Raw genomic sequence first — 15,922 nt, forward strand, 5'->3', positions numbered from 1 at the left:
GGCCATAACTGCCCCCTGCCCCACACATTGGACACCCGGCCAGCTTGGAATTAAGGATCATTCTCAATATATACGTGACTCCTTAGTCCGTCTGAGCAGGATGACCAAGCCTTGCGCCTGAACCAGCTTTCCCTTCGCGCCGCCGGTGTGATTGACCATATAGAAGCCCTCTCCACGCACGATGCCATTGCCCAGCGTCTGGGTGAGCTGGGCTTTGTGCCGGGAGAACCGGTGAAGGTCATTGCGTTCGGCCCGCTGGGGGGAGACCCGATGGCGGTGGAAATCGGTTTTACGCGTTTCGCCCTGCGGCGCTCGGAAGCACACCGTATTGTGTTGCGGGACAACACAGCAGCCACCGCACCATCCTGCACAGCCCAACCCCATGAGCAGGCAGACCCTGCTGCATCCTCCCGCGCTGCCAGCACAGCAGACAGTTCCTCACATCAGGCCCCCGTGGCTGGTCCCTTTGCATGACTGATCTCCCCCCTCTACGCGTCGCGCTGGTTGGCAACCCCAACTGCGGAAAAACGGCCATTTTCAACCAGTTGACGGGCAGTCGCCAGAAGGTTGCCAACTACGCAGGCGTGACGGTTGAACGTAAGGCAGGCCGTCTTGTCACTCCGGCAGGACGCCGCGTGCAGGTGCTTGATCTGCCCGGCACTTACAGTCTGGCAGCCACCAGCCCGGATGAAGCCGTAACCCGCGATGTCTGCCGTGGCGTCTACAAAGGCGAACCCGCGCCAGATCTGCTGGTAAGTGTTGTTGCCGCCACCAACCTGCGCCTGCATCTGCGTTTCATGCTGGAATTACGGCAGCTTGGTCGCCCCATGATTGTGGTGCTCAACATGATTGACGCCATTCGCAAACAGGGGCTCACCATTGATATCCCCCGCCTGCAGGCGGAACTTGGCGTGCCGGTTGTTAGTGCTGTGGGGATCAAGCGTGGCGGCTGCCAGAATATTCTTGCAGCCCTTGATGCGCCTGCGCCCACGCCCCCAACGCCCCTGCCTGAGGGCACGGACCTGCATGCGGAAGTACGGCGGCTTCTGGCGCTGTGTGTCGCCCGCACAACCGAACGCACACAGCTTTTTGAAGACAAGCTAGACCGCTGGGTGCTCCACCCCGTATGGGGCATGCTCATCCTGTTTGTGCTGCTGTTCATCATGTTTCAGGCCGTGTTCTCCTGGGCACAACCTTTCATGGACATGCTCGATAACGGCATGAAATCTCTGGGGGACCACGTGGGAGCCCTGCTGCCAGACGGCGTTTTGCGCAGCCTTGTGGTGGACGGCATTATTGCAGGCGCAGGGACGGTTATTGTGTTCCTGCCGCAAATTCTGATTCTGTTTCTCTGGATTCTGGCACTGGAGGAATCCGGGTATCTGCCACGCGCCGCCTTCATGCTGGACAAGCTGATGGCCTCGGCAGGGCTGAGCGGACGCTCCTTCATTCCCCTGCTATCCAGCTTTGCCTGCGCCGTGCCCGGCATCATGTCCACCCGCACCATCCAGAACCCACGAGACCGGATGGTGACCATCATGATCGCGCCGCTCATGACATGCTCGGCGCGGTTGCCGGTCTATGCGCTTCTGATTGGGGCGTTCATTCCTGCCCGGCATATTGCAGGTCTTTTCAACCTGCAGGGGCTTGTTCTTTTCGGGCTGTACGCCGCCGGAATCCTCAGCGCGCTGGTTGTGGCGCGTGTGTTGAAGCGGCGTGCCACCACAGATGAGCACCCGTTGCTGCTTGAACTGCCCAACTATCGTCTACCCGGCCTGCAAAGCCTGTCTATTGAACTGTGGCAGCGCGCACGCATTTTTCTATCCCGTGTAGGCACCATTATTGTCACGCTCAGCGTGCTGATGTGGGCGCTTTCCAGCTTCCCTGCTCCCCCAGCCGGTGCCACAGGGCCAGCCATTGACTATAGTCTGGCTGGCCGCATCGGCCACCTGATGCTGCCCTTCTTCCAGTTCATTGGCTTTAACTGGCAGATCTGCGTGGCGCTTATTCCGGGCCTTGCCGCGCGTGAGGTTGCTGTCAGCGCGCTTGCTACCGTGTATTCGGTCGGTGCATCGGAAGCCGATGCCGCGTCCCAGCTTGCGCCCCTGCTTTCGGCCCAATGGAGCCTTGCAACAGCGTTCTCTTTGCTGGCATGGTATGTTTACGCGCCGCAATGCTTCTCCACTCTGGCCGTTATTCGCCGGGAAACCGGTTCCTGGCGACTGGTCTGGATCTCTACAGCCTATCTGTTCGGCATGGCTTACGCGGCCTCTTTTCTGGCCTATCACATCACCCGACTGATCAGCGGATAACAACAGGAGACGTCCTGTGACACAGATTCTACTTGTCGGCCTTGTTGTCCTTCTCTGTGCCGCCTACTGGCTCCAGAGACTTGCACCTTCCGCCATGATCCCTCTCTGGCGTGCCCTCGCAGGGCTGCTGGCCGCCACACAGGCGCTTCCCGGCCTCCGCACCAAAGCGGAACGACTTGCCACACCTTCCGGCGCAAGCCCCGGCTGTGGCGGGTGCAAAGGCTGTGATGATAAAAACGGCGGGTGCCACTAGAACAGCGCCTCTTCTAGCGTTGCAACGCCGTCGCCCCTGAAAACCTGCCTAGCTGACAGATCAAAAACGGTCTTCAGAATAAAATCAAAGCAAACAGCCTTCATTGTGGCTCTGACACGCTGGTAGCCTGCTAAAAGCGCGCTACAAAGGGTCATGTCTTCTTCCTCACAGGGGCGCATAAAACCCCTCTCCGCCACGCCCGTTCTACCCATCGCATGCTTGCTGGCGGTGGGTATGATTTTCGGTCTGACCTATGGGCTCAGCGCGCCCTTATTCACGCTGGAACTGTTTGACCGGGGTTACGGCGCACAGATCATTGCCGCCAATGCCATGATGCACGCCGTTGGGGTTCTGAGCATTGCCCCGTTTCTGCCGCGCATTGCAGCCCATTTTGGGCCACGCCGCCCTCTGATCCTTGCCCTTGGGGTCATCGCTTCTGTGCTCTTGCTTCTGCCAGTGGTGCCCTCCATCTGGTTCTGGTTTCCCCTGCGGCTGGCTCTTGGCTGCGCCACGGAAATTCTGCTCATCCTGTCTGAAAGCTGGCTGAACCAGATCACAGCGGATCAGACCCGCACACGCACCATGGGCCTCTATAGCTCCATGCTCTCATTAGGATTCGCACTGGGGCCCCTTATTCTTGCTGTGGCCGGGCGACACGGATTCACGCCCTACGCCATAAGTGCAGGCTTTGTCCTGACAGCACTGGTGCTGGTCTGCATGCCCTGGATGCACGCGCCCGCGCTGAAACGGGCAACCCATTCGGGGTTGTGGCGCTATATCACCCTCGCGCCTATCGCCATCGGCATTACGTTGCTCATGGCCATGCTGGAAGCCGCAGGGTCCTCCTTCCTGACACTTTACGCCATTCGTAACGGCTGGACCGAGCAGGCCGCCACGCTGCTGCTGTCTGTCATGCTGCTTGGGGCCATTACCCTCCAGTTTCCACTCGGCTGGCTGGGGGACCGTATGAACCGCAGGCACCTGATGATCGGCCTTGGCGTTGCCTCCTGCCTCGGCGCGTTGCTCTGGCCGCTGGGGATCACGCATCAACCATGGGCCTATGTGCTTCTGTTTGTGTGGGATGGTCTTTTTGCAGCTATTTATACGCTGGCCATGTCCGTCGTCGGCAGCCGTTTTTCTGGTGGAGACCTTGTCTCAATCTACGCGACAACCTCCGTTGCGTGGGGCCTGGGTGCCTTCATCGGCCCAGAAATGGCGGGCACGGCCATAGACATCAGCCGCCACGGCCTGCCTTACTTTGTCTCTCTGGCCTGCGGCCTGTTCACGCTCCTGCCCATTTTCCTCAGGAAAAGTGCTTAAGGCGCTCAGTAACGCACTGGACTGCCGCCTGAGGAGTCTTCTTCCCTACCAACGGAATAGAAGACTGAGACCTCGCGCCCTCTTCTTCCCCCATCCCTTAGTCGCAGGCAGTCACTCAGCACTCAGCACTCAGCACTCAGCACTCAGCACTCAGGCAGGAGCAACGCCCTGTGTGTTCACCTGCAAGCGGTAAAGGGATTCCCCGGCGCACATGAACAACCAGTTCCGCTTGGGACCGCCAAATGTGAGGTTGGAGACTCCATGTGGCAGGCGAATGCGGCCGATCAGATGCCCTTCCGGATTGAACACGAACACACCGCACAGACCCAGTGGTCCCCCGGCCCCGCACCACAGATTGCCGAAAATGTCGGCCTTCATGCCATCTGGCCCCATCTGCACGCCCTGAAACCGCATGTTGGTAAACAGGCGCGGATTGGCCAGTGTGTTATCCTTCTGGATATCAAACACATGAATGGCCTGATCGCCATCATGCCCATTCCCTCCGGGCTGCCGACCTGAGGAGATAGCGTAAAGACTTTTATGATCGGGCGAAAAACACAGTCCGTTGGGGTTAGGCAGTTGAGCCTGTGTCAGCACCGCTTCAATCCGGCCTGAAGGATCCACACGGAAGGTATGATCCGCCTGCCGTTTGTTGCCGCCAATCTCGCCAATCAGTTCTTCACCCAGACGCCAGCGTATCTTGCCATCCGGGTTGGCTTCACCGCCCGGTTCATCCGCATGGCCCTCGGTAAAGCCATCCCCATAACCGGGGTCTGTAAACCAGATGCCGCCATCCGGATGCACCACCACATCATTAGGGGAATTCAAGGGGCGACCTTCATAATGGTCCGCAATCACGCGCACGGACCCATCATGCTCCCATCGGATCACACGACGCAGGAAGTGCTCGCAAGAGATCTGGCGCCCCTGATAGTCAAACGTATTGCCATTGGAGTGGTAGGATTCCGGGCGGAAAACCGTTACCTCTCCCGTCTCCCACAAATAGCGGTACTGACGGCTGGTTACGGTATCACTGAACAGCAGATAACGCCCTTCAGAAGACCAGGCAGGCCCTTCCAGCCATGTTCCCTGATCCCACACCCGATGAATGGTGGCGGCACTGAACAGCAAATCCCGGAAAGAGCGATCAATAATCACCACATCCGGGTCTGGCGTATAAGACGGCGGCGCGCCCGGCCCCCACTGGCGGGGAGGGTTGGTCGTGACATCCGGTGGACGCACATTTTCCGTGACATCCGCCACCGGTGCAGCCCCGGTTGCAGCCAGCCCGGCAGAAAGGCACCCCAGCCCCTGTAATAATTTACGGCGCGGCAAGTGTCCGTTGGCTGGCTTCATCCGTTATCTCTCCTGCCTTGTACCATCATGCTGGCGGGGAAATACCGTGTCATACACCCCCTGTCATCCGGTGGTTCCGCACCGCTTCCCAGACCATAGAGCATGGAAAGCCATGCATTTCCCATTATCAGGGAATTTTTGCCACCCGCAACAGATTGGTGGACCCTGCAACACCAAAGGGAACCCCTGCGGCAATGACAATAGAATTGCCAGAGCTGCCCACCTTGGCCTGTGCAACTACTTCCTGCGCGATCGTCACCATTTCTTCTACACTGGTGCCGTTGCGCCGGTCATCGCTCACAAAAGCTCGCACACCCCATACCAGCGCCATGCGCCGGGCGGCTTCCTTAGTGGGGGTAATGCCCAGCACGAGGCAGAGCGGGCGTTCGCGCGCAATACGGAACGCCGTAGCCCCCCGGTGTGTGTACGCCACAATAGCGGAAGCCTTGAGCGTGTCCGCCACCTGCTGGGCAGCGCTGGCAATGGCGTCCACCACGTAATCTTCTGGCGCAAGGCGGGCAACGGCCATCATGGACTGCCATTCCGGGTCCTGCTCAATGCGCCAGATAATCCGGTTCATGATCCGTACGGCTTCCCGCGGATACTGCCCCGCTGCAGATTCAGCAGAGAGCATGACGGCATCCGCCCCATCAAACACCGCCGTCGCCACGTCCGATGCTTCGGCACGGGTGGGCGTGGGGGAAGAAATCATGCTTTCCAGCATCTGGGTGGCAACAACCACCGGCTTGCCCAATTTGCGGGCCAGACGAATAATCCGTTTCTGGGCCAGCGGTACGTTTTCTGGCGGAAGTTCCACGCCCAGATCTCCACGGGCCACCATAACGGCATCTGTCAGCTCCAGAATAGCTTCCAGATTATCCATAGCCTGCGGTTTTTCCAGCTTCACCAGCAGGTTGGCCCGATCCCCGATCAGGGCGCGCGCCTCGCTCACATCTTCCGGCCGCTGCACGAACGAAAGCGCGACGTAGTCCACTCCAAGCCCCAGCGCGAACGCCAGATCACGCCGGTCCTTTTCTGTCAGGGCAGGAATAGGCAGCGTCACATCCGGTACGTTGACGCCTTTGTGGTTGGAGAGAACACCCCCAATCTCAACCCGCGTATCCAGCCAGTCCGGCCCCACCTGCTCCACAATCACGGCCAGCTTGCCATCATCCATCAGCAGGCGGCTGCCGGGCTTGGCGACAGCAATAATTTCCGGATGGGGCAGACGGACGCGCGTTTCATTCCCCGGTTCATCCGAGAGGTCAAAACGGAACGGGGCCCCCGGCTTTAGCGTCACCTTGCCTTCAGCAAAATTTCCTACACGCAGCTTAGGGCCCTGCATGTCTGCCAGAATGCCAATGGGTTCCCCCAGTTCCGCTTCCACCCGCCTTACAATGGCATGGCGGGCGGCATGGTCCTCATGCGTGCCGTGGGAAAAGTTGAAGCGAAACACATCTGCCCCGGCCTGAGCCAGGTCACGGATTGTCTCATAATCGGAAGAAGCCGGGCCGAGCGTTGCCACAATCTTTGTACGGCAATGCAGCGCGTTTGTTGTAGGCATGATTTATCTTTTTCCTTATCCGCCCGCCACCGGTCTTCAGGAAGGTGAGATCGCTTCCTCTGCGTCCACACCCCAGATCGCACGACGGGATATCCAGCCGGTGTACTGCTTGACCGAAACCTTGCACCAGTCCGCACCAGCCGCACACTCTTTAACTGAGCCGACTGTACCCGGTTTCAGGATCGCCACAACCGGGGCATCAGTCCGGGCGCTGGCATAAAGCGGTACTGCTCCGGCAATAGATTTGGCATCATCAGCCGTCGCCACAGTGCCCAGCACGCGCGTATCCATATGACCGGAGGGTGGGATTTTCACGCCATTTTTATCCGTTTTTTCGGGAATAGGGCTTTCATCGCCGGGCGCCTCACCCGGAATCAGGAAGTCCCGACCACCAGAGATGGTTGCCTGCTGAACCCAGCCTTTCTGCCCGGTAGGATCTTCAACCAAGCGCCACACGTCAAATTCGCGCTCAATACGCATGGGCATGCCACGGCGATGATACACCCACAGAATGGGGAAGCGACGGCCCGGCCCGGCCCGCATATTCACTTCATCCGCCCGCAAGGAGGCATAACGGGGCAGAGGTAGCCCTGTTACAGAACCTTTCGGGGGTTCAGGCGGTGTTGCCTCGGGTGATGGTGCGGCATCTGCGGGAGCCGGTGCGGCAGTGGCCGCAGCCCCTGCGGCTACACCAGCGGCTCCGGCTGCAATGGCGGCCTTGTGTTTGTCCGCACCATGATGAACTGCCGTTGCGTGATGGGCCTTGGCCTTTGCATCATGCGTTTTGGTCTCATGATGTGCCGCTGCGCTGTGCGCATGCTTGGCTGACGCCGCCTTCTGAGCAGAGGCATCCTTCGCTACTGCCTTTTTAGCCGCCGCTTTTTTTCTGGCAGCAGCATCATGGGCGGTAGAAGCCACATGCGCTGGGTGTTTATGGGGGGCTGGCTTTTTTTCAGCCGCCACGGCACCAGACAATGCAACCATGCAGCCTGCAGCGCAGGACAGCAAGTGAAGCCGGAACATTGAAGACAATCTGAACATCATGGCTGCATCCCTGCCAAGAGCGGGCCATTGCGGCAAGAGGTTTGCACATCTCCCCGCTCTGACACCCTCCTCCAAACCCTGTTGGTCCCTTAGAAAACAGCCAAACGGGCTGCACCGGCCTGATCCAGAAAAGTAGGAAGCCCAACCACGGCCACACCCGCCAGAAGAGCCTGCTCAGACACAGACATGGCTTTCAACCCGGAGTCGCACACCATCAGGGTGACATCCTCAAGGTCATTCAACGCGGTGCGCAACGTTTCCAGCCCGGCAACCCCGGCTTCCTGCCGCGCTGCATCGCGCTCGGGCTGTTCAAGACCATCCCATTGCTCACAAAAGGCTGTCACCCCGGCACCCATGCCAAACAGAAGAACCGCCTGCCCCAATGCACTGGCTGTAACCGCCAGCATCAGCGCAGCATGCACCCGCTCGTATCGCGCCTCCACGATCATGATGGCCAGATCACACACCCCTCCTTCCGCATAGGCCGCCGCTGCGGACAAGCCGGACACCCCTGCAAGTGGCCCAACGGCCCCGGAAGCATGAGAACGGGGCGGCGTGTGGGAACCGGTAGAAGACGTGCTCATGCGGAAACATCCTGCTCGGCGCTGCAAACGGGGCATGTGGGGTCCCTTTGCAGGGCAATGGTGGTAAAGCGCGTGGCAAGAGCATCCCACATCAGAAGGCGTCCGGCCAGTGACGTGCCAAGCCCTAGCAGTTCTTTCAGGGCTTCTGTGGCCTGCAACGTTCCCATCACCCCTGTAACGGCGCCAAAAACTCCGGCCTCCCCGCAGCTCAGCCCGTCTGCCACCTCGTCTGTTTCCGGATAGAGACAATGATAACAGGGGCCACCCTCCCACGGACGAAAAGTGGAAAGCTGCCCCTCAAACCGCTGCACGGCAGCGGACACCAAGGGCTTGTACGCCCGCACACAGGCGGCGTTCACCAGATAGCGGGTGGCGAAATTATCGCATCCGTCACACACCAGATCATACCGTTGCACCAGATCATCCACCACGTCAGCCGTCAGCCGCATGGGCCACGTTTCAATGGTGACTTCCGGATTAAGGGCTTCCAGCCGGGCGCGGGCGGAGTCGACCTTCCGTGCCCCGACCGCGTCAGTCACATGCACAATCTGACGCTGAAGATTGGAAAGTTCGACGACATCATCATCCACAAGGCCAATCCGGCCCACCCCGGCCGCAGCCAGATACAGCGCTACGGGAGAACCCAATCCGCCCGCGCCGATAATGAGCACGGAGGCCGCACGCAGGGCCGCCTGCCCCGTTCCGCCCACTTCGGGCAGCAGAATATGCCGGGAATAGCGCTGAATTTCGGCTTCAGTAAATTCAAGCGCCATCAGTCTGTTTCCTTTCCAGAACAAGGTCATGGGCCCTGCAACCCGAGTTTTCCCGCGTTTTAAGAGGTCAGGACGGCTGTGTCATATCTTGAAAGAAATATGACAAATTAGTCATGAAACTATGCATGGGTGACATGCGTCTGCTATATGTGAATTACCAATTTAGCATACGAGGATTGCATAGCATGATTGCCCTCACCACATCCGGACGCCCTGCCCGGTTAGCCAGTCTGCCTTCGCGCCAGACCGCGCGAAAAGTGTGTGTTGGTGCCTCAGCGGCAGCCTTTGGTCTTTATCTTGCATCCCCTTTCGTCACACTCTGGACGATTGGAACATCCCTCCAGTCACATGACATGACCTCCCTTGGTCAGGTTATCAACTGGGGATCACTTGATGCGTCCATCAAGCATCAGGCGCTCTCCGGTCTCAACCTGCTTCAGTCTGCATCGGATGATCTGCCGGAATTTGGCTCGTCCTTCGCCACCACGGCCGTTTCCAACGCAGTTGATATCAATGTCTCCCAGGCCAATCTGGGCACGTTGGTAGATGAAGCCATGCCCGCGGCTCTCCCCGCCAAGCAGGCTGCGCCCTCATTGGGCACGTTGATCAGCAAAACCTCGTTCCGCTTTGCACGGCTGGACCAGTTTGAGGCCTCCGTGCCTCTGCCTGGTCATGAACGGGAAACGCCCCTGAAAATCGAAATGCGGATTCAGGGCTGGCGCTGGAAGATCACAAAAGTGGACTTCCCCGTAGCGCGGCAACCCACCATGACCGCCTCGGCCACGCCCTCCAACGCCTGAGACCACCGCTTTCCTGTAAGGGCGGTTCAGCCGGGCGTTCGCATAACGCCGTCTGATGACCTCATTAAAAAAAGGCTGCACGCTCTGAAGCCATGCAGCCTTTTTTGCCTCTGGTGCCTGCACACCCTGCCTCAGCAGGGTGAAAGCCTCATTTTTCGGCCGGAAGATCTTCTTCAAGCAGAACCATGTTGATGGCGTAAGAGACTTCACCTTCATCATCATCGCGATGAATGGTACCAATCACTTCACCATTTACAGCCAGCTCAACAGACATGCCGGCACGCGGGGGCTTGTTGACCGTAAGTCCGGCAGATCCCAGCAGACGGCGCAGGGCAGTTTGCAAACGGGCGATTTCAGAAGGAGAAGGTGTGCTGCCGCTCATGGGGACTCAATCCTTGGGGTGGGGTTTAGAGTTCAAAGTCAGATCATACACAGCTACGGCAGAAACCACCGCGCCGCCATGGTCGGGAGGTTACCCTGATCTCTGACGAATTGCGCCTGCTATAGAATAGCCTGCCCTCCTGCCGCAACCTTTCCGTTTGAGCGCCTTCTCCGCGCCATTTTCCGGCGGCTATTCTTTCTCAAGTGTTTCATCGGGCCCTGAGCAGTTTTCCCGCCGTCAGCGCCCTCACGTTCAGGAAAGGAGACCGGTATCATGCGTCTTGCCCGTTTCTCGGCCCTCCTCCTGCTTCTTGCCGGAACAGCCGGGGCCTTCTCCCTCACCCTTCAGGATCGCCCTCTTCAGGCTGTCCCGCATCAGACACCCGATTCCTCTTCCACCCAGCTATTGCACATGATTGAAACGGATGGCGCGCGCCAGACTGCGGAGACCCTGAACAAAACGCACAAATGGTCTGAGGTGAGGCAGGCCGTCAGCAGCGGGCAGCCTGACAGTGCCCGCGTCATCCCGGCCCTCATGCCGCTGGCGGACCCTTCCACAGCGCACTCCCTGCGCTTGGCCCTGCGTTACGCCCTGCCCGCGCATCCGGCTGCTGTACTGGCCTCCACCACACAGGCCAGAGACCCCAATTTCAGTACTCAGGCCGTCTGCTCGCCAGAGGGTATGCCGCGTAGCTGGCGCATGCGGGCCAGACAGGCTGTGATGGCTATGCATGACATTCACTTTTCCGTGCGCGCCGATACATGCCTGAAGGCCTTGGATGGCCCTATCACCCCATAGAAATTACTATCGGGCTTACGCATTCCTTTGTCCTTTTTTTGCCCCCTATCCGCAGAAGAGTGGGCTTTCCGGGCTGCATTCTCTGTCATGCTGGTATCGGAAAATTCTCTTTGAATTTTATTTTCACACGTAAACGCGAGATGACATTCTGCTCATATAGTCATACCTATTATGCAGATCAGAAAAAACCAAAGAGCATAGCCGGTGTTTTCACCTCACTATGCCACCCCATTCTAAGGTCATCGTGATGCACAGCGTTTTCTACCAGATTGAACGGGCTTTTCCGCCCGCTTTTCCTTCTTTTTCCCCGCTGTCTTTTTCTCGCGCTGTCCTTTTCCATGCATTTGCGCGACTTACGCCCCTCAGGCCCAGAAGCCTCCGGGCACACGTCTGACAGCCGCACAGGCTACCCAGACCGTACAGAGCCAGTTCCTTCAATAAACAAGCAAAAATACGGAACGGCTCTTTCTTCCAAACATGTCAGTTCAAAGTTACGAACCATGGAAAATATCGGCTACGCGATTCCAAAAAAGACTTTTTGGAGTGTGATGTCCTCTTCCCTCACGCCAGCGCCTCTCACATCTTTTGGCTTTCTTGCGGCCATGGCCTGCATTCCGGTTGCGGCACATGCAGCGCATGCGCCAGAAACGGCGCCTAATGCCGCCATCATGCAGCACCCCCATACCCCCACGTCTCATCCCGCCAGTAAAACAAGCACGCTGGCAGCCCCCCATGGGACCACGCCAGAACATGAACACCCAGAGCCCATGAAAAAACCGGGCTTTTGGGACAACATGCTCCTGCCTCCGCTGACCAGCCGACCGGAAGCCTACGGCCAGCCGCAGTCTCTGGAACTCAAACCTCTGCCCTCCGCATTGCTGCATCAGGGGCCGTGGGGGGTATTCAATGCCAATACGGGCGCTGCGGCAGGCTTTGGCACCGTGGGCTATTATGCTGTCTCCCGCTGGGCAGAGGATTGGTCCTCCCTGCGGAACAAGCGTAACCGTATCGATGCGCTGGACCCGCTGAAATATATCCCGTTCAATGATAGCGGCTCCATCTATCTGAGCCTGAGCGGTAACTTCCGCCATCACGGGTTTTATGACCAGAAAGCGGGGTTTGGTACGCTGCGCACCAGCCCGGCCTATCGGTCCAACCTGCGCTGGAACGCCGGGGCAGACCTGCATCTGGGCGAGCATGTACGGCTATATGGTGAACTGATGAGCGCCCAGGCGGGCGGCATAAACTACTTTGGTTATGCTGGTGGCCGCTGGCGGAGCAAGCTGGATGCCCAGCAGGCGTTTGTTGAAGTGCGCGGCCACATGCTGGGGGCCACCATGGGCGCCATGGTGGGGCGCATGACCTTTCTGGATGCCCCGCCATACGTGACCGCTGGCGCTGTATACCCCACGCTTCCCTACTCCTGGAACGGGCTGCGCGGTTATGCCTTCTGGAAGCGTTTCCGCTTTGACATCTTTGACCTCAGCCTCACGAACAACGCCCCGCCCGTTGCCTTTCATGATCAGGTGGGGTGGAGATCCCGGCTGTTTGGGGCGTACACATCCTACGCGCTGCCCAACTTCAAGTTCATGAACAGAAACAGCCAGGTTTTTGTTGATACATTTTATCTGGGCTATCTGCTGGCCAGCAACCCGATTGCCGCGCGCCAGGGCACCATTGCAGGGTCCACCCATCGCGATACCCCCGGCATGCGCCTGTGGGGCAATGCTGGCCCCATTGAATTCTCGCTGGGCGGCATGTGGCAGGGCGGCGAATTTCGTCCCGCCAACAATGGTCGCACCCGCCCGGTATCAGCCTACTCATTCAACGCCACTGTTTCATGGCGCTTTGCCAACTGGTGGGGGCGGCCAGCCATCGGGATTCAGGCGGACGATATTTCCGGCGGAGACACCCGCAAAAGCCAGACCAGCAGTTGGGGCAACTTCCTCTCTCCATATGTGCCTAGCGCGTACTATCTGGATCTCAGCACGTATATCGGCAACTCGAACCTCATTGATGTCGGCCCGATCGCCACAATCGCGACCAGCCGCAACACATCCTTGCTCATGAAAGTGCCCGTTATCTGGCGCAGCAGCGTTCATGACGCCATTTATTCCAACCCCACGGCACCTTACTCTTTCCGGCCAAGCGGCGCTTACACTGCCACCATGCCGCAGGCCAGCTTTACGTGGCGTGCCACCCGGCACGTCACATTCAGTATAGACGGAGAATATGCCTTCGCCTCCAAATCCCTGATCAAGGCAGGGGCATCGTCAGGTGCTTTTGTGCAAACCAATCTGGAACTGACATTCTGATCGTATCAGCCTGATACACACCAGACTTTCCTCTAGCGGTGAGACCAGAAAACCAGAGGACCAACTCATCGGGGTTCCTCCGGTTCTCCCTATCCGCAAAGACCTGCAGGCTCTGCTTGCAGGTCTTTTTTTGTGAAAGAAAACGTCCTCCCTCGTATCAAGGGTACGCGGGGTCTTACCTCAGTTTCTCCTCCAGCCAGTTGCCTTCGCGTTTCATTCAGGGGCAGACAAGCCCGCTCAGGCATCGTATCGAGAAGGTTATGAAAAACGGCCAGCAGTCTGCCGCTCACTCATGCAGGAGCGGAGAGGCGGCTCCAGCCGTTCACTCCATAACGACCATACGAGGCCTTCGCGTATGACGCACTCTTCCCCCCTGAGAGAACTCACCCTGCGCGGGCTTATTCTCGGGGCCCTGATTACCGTCGTTTTTACGGCGTCAAACGTTTATCTGGGGCTACGCATAGGGCTTACCTTCGCCTCTTCCATCCCCGCAGCCGTTATTTCCATGGCTGTGCTGAAAGCACTGGGCAAAGGCACCATTCTTGAAAACAACATGGTGCAGAGCCAGGCCTCCGCCGCAGGCACACTTTCCTGCGTGTTCGCCACTTTTCCCGGCCTGATCATGACCGGCATCTGGAGCAGTTTTCCATTCTGGCAGACCGCAGGGCTTTCACTGGCTGGTGGCATTGCGGGGGTCTTGTTTACCATCCCCCTACGTCGCGCGCTGGTGACGGAAAGCAGCCTCCCTTATCCGGAAGGTGTTGCCGCTGCGGAAATTTTAAGGGCCGGAGCAGAAGATGGAAACAGCCGGAGCCTCGGCGCGCTGATCAGCGGCAGTGTGGTCGCAGCCCTGTTTACATTTGCCAGTAACGGTTTGCGGGTGCTGGCCGATACGGTCACCGTCACCACCAGCGCAGGTGCTGCAGTGTTTCAGGCCAGCGGGGGTCTTTCCCTCGCGCTGATCGGGGCCGGATATCTGGTTGGGCTGGCGGGAGGGCTGGCCATGCTGCTTGGATGCATACTGGCCTGGGGGCTTGGCGTGCCATGGCTGACAGCCTACATGCCCAACCCGGACCATCTGAGCGCGGCCGACTTCGCGCAATCCATGTGGCTGCATAAGGTGCGCTTCATCGGGGCGGGTGCCATCGCCATGGCTTCTGTCTGGACGCTTGTGGAACTGATGGGGCCTGTGGCGCGCGGTTTGCGCTCCATGATTATGGCCAGCCGCGACCCACTGACCACCGATCGGGACCGGGATCTCTCTCCGCGCATGCTAGGGCTTCTGCTATTGGTAACCGTGCTGTTGCTGGGCGGGTTTTTTGCAGCATTTCTGGCCCCAGTTGCTCATGGTATTTGGCCTGCCGTCATTGCTGCCGTGGCGTTCTGTGTGGTGTTCGGGTTCATCATGGCCGCTGCATGCGGCTACATGGCCGGAATTGTGGGGTCATCCTCATCCCCCATTTCCGGCATTGTCATTATTGCCGCTGTTCTTTCTGCCCTGATGATTATGGGGCTGGAAACCCTGGGGCTGATGCCTGCGGAACTTATGGCCAACAACCAGAAGCTGGCCATTGGTTTCACCATCCTGCTGCTCTCCGCCATTACCGCTATTGCCGCCATTTCCAATGATAATCTTCAGGATCTGAAAACCGGTCAACTGGTGGGCGCATCGCCCTGGAAACAGCAGGTCGCGTTGATTGCAGGGTGTGTTGTGGGGGCGGCCGTCATTCCGCCCGTACTCAATATTCTCTATCAGGCTTATGGGTTTGCTGGTGCCATGCCCCGGCCCGGCATGGACCCCAGCCATGCCCTTTCCGCCCCGCAACCGGCATTGATCTCCCTGATTGCCAAAGGCATTTTCACCCAGTCTCTGGACTGGAGCATGCTCTCCGTGGGCATCGGGCTGGGCATAGGTCTGGTTATTCTTGATCTGTTGCTGCGCCGCCGCAAACTTTCCCTGCCACCATTGGGTGTGGCTGTAGGGATTTATCTGCCGCCATCTGTCAGCGTCACGCTGGCTGTGGGCGCGATCATGGGCTGGCTCCTGAAACGACGCATGGCGAAAAGCCACGCACAAACTGTGTCTTCTTCCGGCACGCAGACAGAAGCTGCGACTGAACATGACACCAGCGTTGGCACCATGTTAGCCTCCGGCTTTATTGTGGGCGAAAGCCTGACCGGGGTCGCACTCGCCATCTTTTCTGGCGCGTTGGGGAAAGACGATGCTCTCTCCATCGCCTCATGGTTGCCCACCTCTACCACAACCTTGATGGGCTTTCTTGTTTTTTGCGGAATTTGTTTCTGGTTCTCCCGCATGGTTCTGAAGACCGGACCATCAAGCTGAGTCAGCCGCTTATTCTCTTACACTCCCTGTGGTGTGGTGCAAAACCATACCACAGGGAAATTGCCGCTCTCGCCATT

Annotated in this window: 13 protein-coding genes and 1 pseudogene; 8 read left to right on the plus strand and 6 right to left on the minus strand. The window is 58.6% G+C overall.

The genetic code is table 11. The features are described from left to right. Nucleotides 1-111 precede the first annotated feature (111 nt). The 4 genes and pseudogenes from AD948_RS18755 to AD948_RS12965 all read left to right on the plus strand — a co-directional run. Nucleotides 112-339, plus strand: a pseudogene (locus tag AD948_RS18755) (FeoA family protein); the annotation flags it as partial. A gap of 131 nt (nucleotides 340-470) precedes the next feature. Continuing rightward, complete coding sequence (gene feoB, locus AD948_RS12955) at nucleotides 471-2,312, plus strand: ferrous iron transport protein B (RefSeq protein ID WP_061472291.1); 1,842 nt, start codon at nucleotides 471-473, stop codon at nucleotides 2,310-2,312. Nucleotides 2,313-2,328: 16 nt separating this feature from the next. Continuing rightward, complete coding sequence (locus AD948_RS12960; RefSeq protein ID WP_061472292.1) at nucleotides 2,329-2,565, plus strand: DUF6587 family protein; 237 nt, start codon at nucleotides 2,329-2,331, stop codon at nucleotides 2,563-2,565. 153 nt (nucleotides 2,566-2,718) lie between these two features. Next, nucleotides 2,719-3,885, plus strand: a complete 1,167-nt coding sequence (locus AD948_RS12965; RefSeq protein ID WP_082782444.1) for an MFS transporter — start codon at nucleotides 2,719-2,721, stop codon at nucleotides 3,883-3,885. A 150-nt stretch (nucleotides 3,886-4,035) separates the two neighbouring features. Here AD948_RS12965 and AD948_RS12970 read toward each other — a convergent pair whose 3' ends face one another. The 5 genes from AD948_RS12970 to AD948_RS12990 form a co-directional block, all read right to left on the minus strand. After that, complete coding sequence (locus tag AD948_RS12970) at nucleotides 4,036-5,241, minus strand: SMP-30/gluconolactonase/LRE family protein (RefSeq protein ID WP_035378008.1); 1,206 nt, start codon at nucleotides 5,239-5,241, stop codon at nucleotides 4,036-4,038. A 127-nt stretch (nucleotides 5,242-5,368) separates the two neighbouring features. After that, the gene (pyk, locus tag AD948_RS12975; RefSeq protein ID WP_061472293.1) at nucleotides 5,369-6,805 is read right to left on the minus strand and encodes a pyruvate kinase; all 1,437 of its coding nucleotides are present in this window, start codon (nucleotides 6,803-6,805) and stop codon (nucleotides 5,369-5,371) included. A gap of 36 nt (nucleotides 6,806-6,841) precedes the next feature. Next, complete coding sequence (locus AD948_RS12980; RefSeq protein ID WP_061472294.1) at nucleotides 6,842-7,849, minus strand: SH3 domain-containing protein; 1,008 nt, start codon at nucleotides 7,847-7,849, stop codon at nucleotides 6,842-6,844. Between the two features lie 89 nt (nucleotides 7,850-7,938). Then, nucleotides 7,939-8,433 (minus strand): DsrE family protein, encoded by a 495-nt coding sequence (locus AD948_RS12985; RefSeq protein WP_061472295.1) that lies wholly within the window; start codon nucleotides 8,431-8,433, stop codon nucleotides 7,939-7,941. Then, a complete protein-coding gene (locus AD948_RS12990) occupies nucleotides 8,430-9,206 on the minus strand; it encodes a HesA/MoeB/ThiF family protein (protein WP_061472322.1) in 777 nt (258 codons plus the stop codon). Before AD948_RS12990 ends, AD948_RS12985 begins: the two co-directional genes overlap by 4 nt. Nucleotides 9,207-9,391: 185 nt before the next feature. Between AD948_RS12990 and AD948_RS12995 the strand changes: the two genes are divergently transcribed. Continuing rightward, nucleotides 9,392-10,006 carry a DUF2939 domain-containing protein gene (locus AD948_RS12995; RefSeq protein ID WP_061472323.1) on the plus strand — a complete coding sequence of 205 codons (615 nt, stop codon included), beginning with the start codon at nucleotides 9,392-9,394 and terminating at the stop codon, nucleotides 10,004-10,006. Between the two features lie 148 nt (nucleotides 10,007-10,154). Here the strand turns inward: AD948_RS12995 and AD948_RS13000 are convergent, their stop codons facing one another. After that, a complete protein-coding gene (locus tag AD948_RS13000) occupies nucleotides 10,155-10,388 on the minus strand; it encodes a DUF3126 family protein (RefSeq protein WP_006558600.1) in 234 nt (77 codons plus the stop codon). Between the two features lie 273 nt (nucleotides 10,389-10,661). Here AD948_RS13000 and AD948_RS13005 point away from each other — a divergent pair, with 273 nt between their 5' ends. The 3 genes from AD948_RS13005 (at nucleotide 10,662) to AD948_RS13015 (ending at nucleotide 15,845) form a co-directional block, all read left to right on the plus strand. After that, entirely contained in the window at nucleotides 10,662-11,186 is a 525-nt protein-coding gene (locus AD948_RS13005; protein ID WP_061472296.1) for a hypothetical protein, read from the plus strand. A 548-nt stretch (nucleotides 11,187-11,734) separates the two neighbouring features. Beyond that, a complete protein-coding gene (locus AD948_RS13010) occupies nucleotides 11,735-13,501 on the plus strand; it encodes an alginate export family protein (protein ID WP_408736071.1) in 1,767 nt (588 codons plus the stop codon). 355 nt (nucleotides 13,502-13,856) lie between these two features. After that, complete coding sequence (locus AD948_RS13015) at nucleotides 13,857-15,845, plus strand: OPT family oligopeptide transporter (RefSeq protein WP_061472297.1); 1,989 nt, start codon at nucleotides 13,857-13,859, stop codon at nucleotides 15,843-15,845. The last annotated feature ends 77 nt before the right edge of the window (nucleotides 15,846-15,922 follow it).

This window comes from Acetobacter senegalensis, from assembly GCF_001580995.1.
In the GTDB taxonomy this organism is placed as follows: Bacteria; Pseudomonadota; Alphaproteobacteria; order Acetobacterales; family Acetobacteraceae; genus Acetobacter; species Acetobacter senegalensis.

Coding starts and splice junctions, on each gene's coding strand:
- feoB (WP_061472291.1), top strand. CDS start 471: ATGACTGATCTCCCCCCTCTACGCGTCGCGCTGGTTGGCAACCCCAAC.
- AD948_RS12965 (WP_082782444.1), top strand. CDS start 2,719: ATGTCTTCTTCCTCACAGGGGCGCATAAAACCCCTCTCCGCCACGCCC.
- AD948_RS12970 (WP_035378008.1), bottom strand. CDS start 5,241: ATGAAGCCAGCCAACGGACACTTGCCGCGCCGTAAATTATTACAGGGG.
- pyk (WP_061472293.1), bottom strand. CDS start 6,805: ATGCCTACAACAAACGCGCTGCATTGCCGTACAAAGATTGTGGCAACG.
- AD948_RS12980 (WP_061472294.1), bottom strand. CDS start 7,849: ATGATGTTCAGATTGTCTTCAATGTTCCGGCTTCACTTGCTGTCCTGC.
- AD948_RS12985 (WP_061472295.1), bottom strand. CDS start 8,433: ATGAGCACGTCTTCTACCGGTTCCCACACGCCGCCCCGTTCTCATGCT.
- AD948_RS12990 (WP_061472322.1), bottom strand. CDS start 9,206: ATGGCGCTTGAATTTACTGAAGCCGAAATTCAGCGCTATTCCCGGCAT.
- AD948_RS12995 (WP_061472323.1), top strand. CDS start 9,392: ATGATTGCCCTCACCACATCCGGACGCCCTGCCCGGTTAGCCAGTCTG.
- AD948_RS13000 (WP_006558600.1), bottom strand. CDS start 10,388: ATGAGCGGCAGCACACCTTCTCCTTCTGAAATCGCCCGTTTGCAAACT.
- AD948_RS13005 (WP_061472296.1), top strand. CDS start 10,662: ATGCGTCTTGCCCGTTTCTCGGCCCTCCTCCTGCTTCTTGCCGGAACA.
- AD948_RS13010 (WP_408736071.1), top strand. CDS start 11,735: ATGTCCTCTTCCCTCACGCCAGCGCCTCTCACATCTTTTGGCTTTCTT.
- AD948_RS13015 (WP_061472297.1), top strand. CDS start 13,857: ATGACGCACTCTTCCCCCCTGAGAGAACTCACCCTGCGCGGGCTTATT.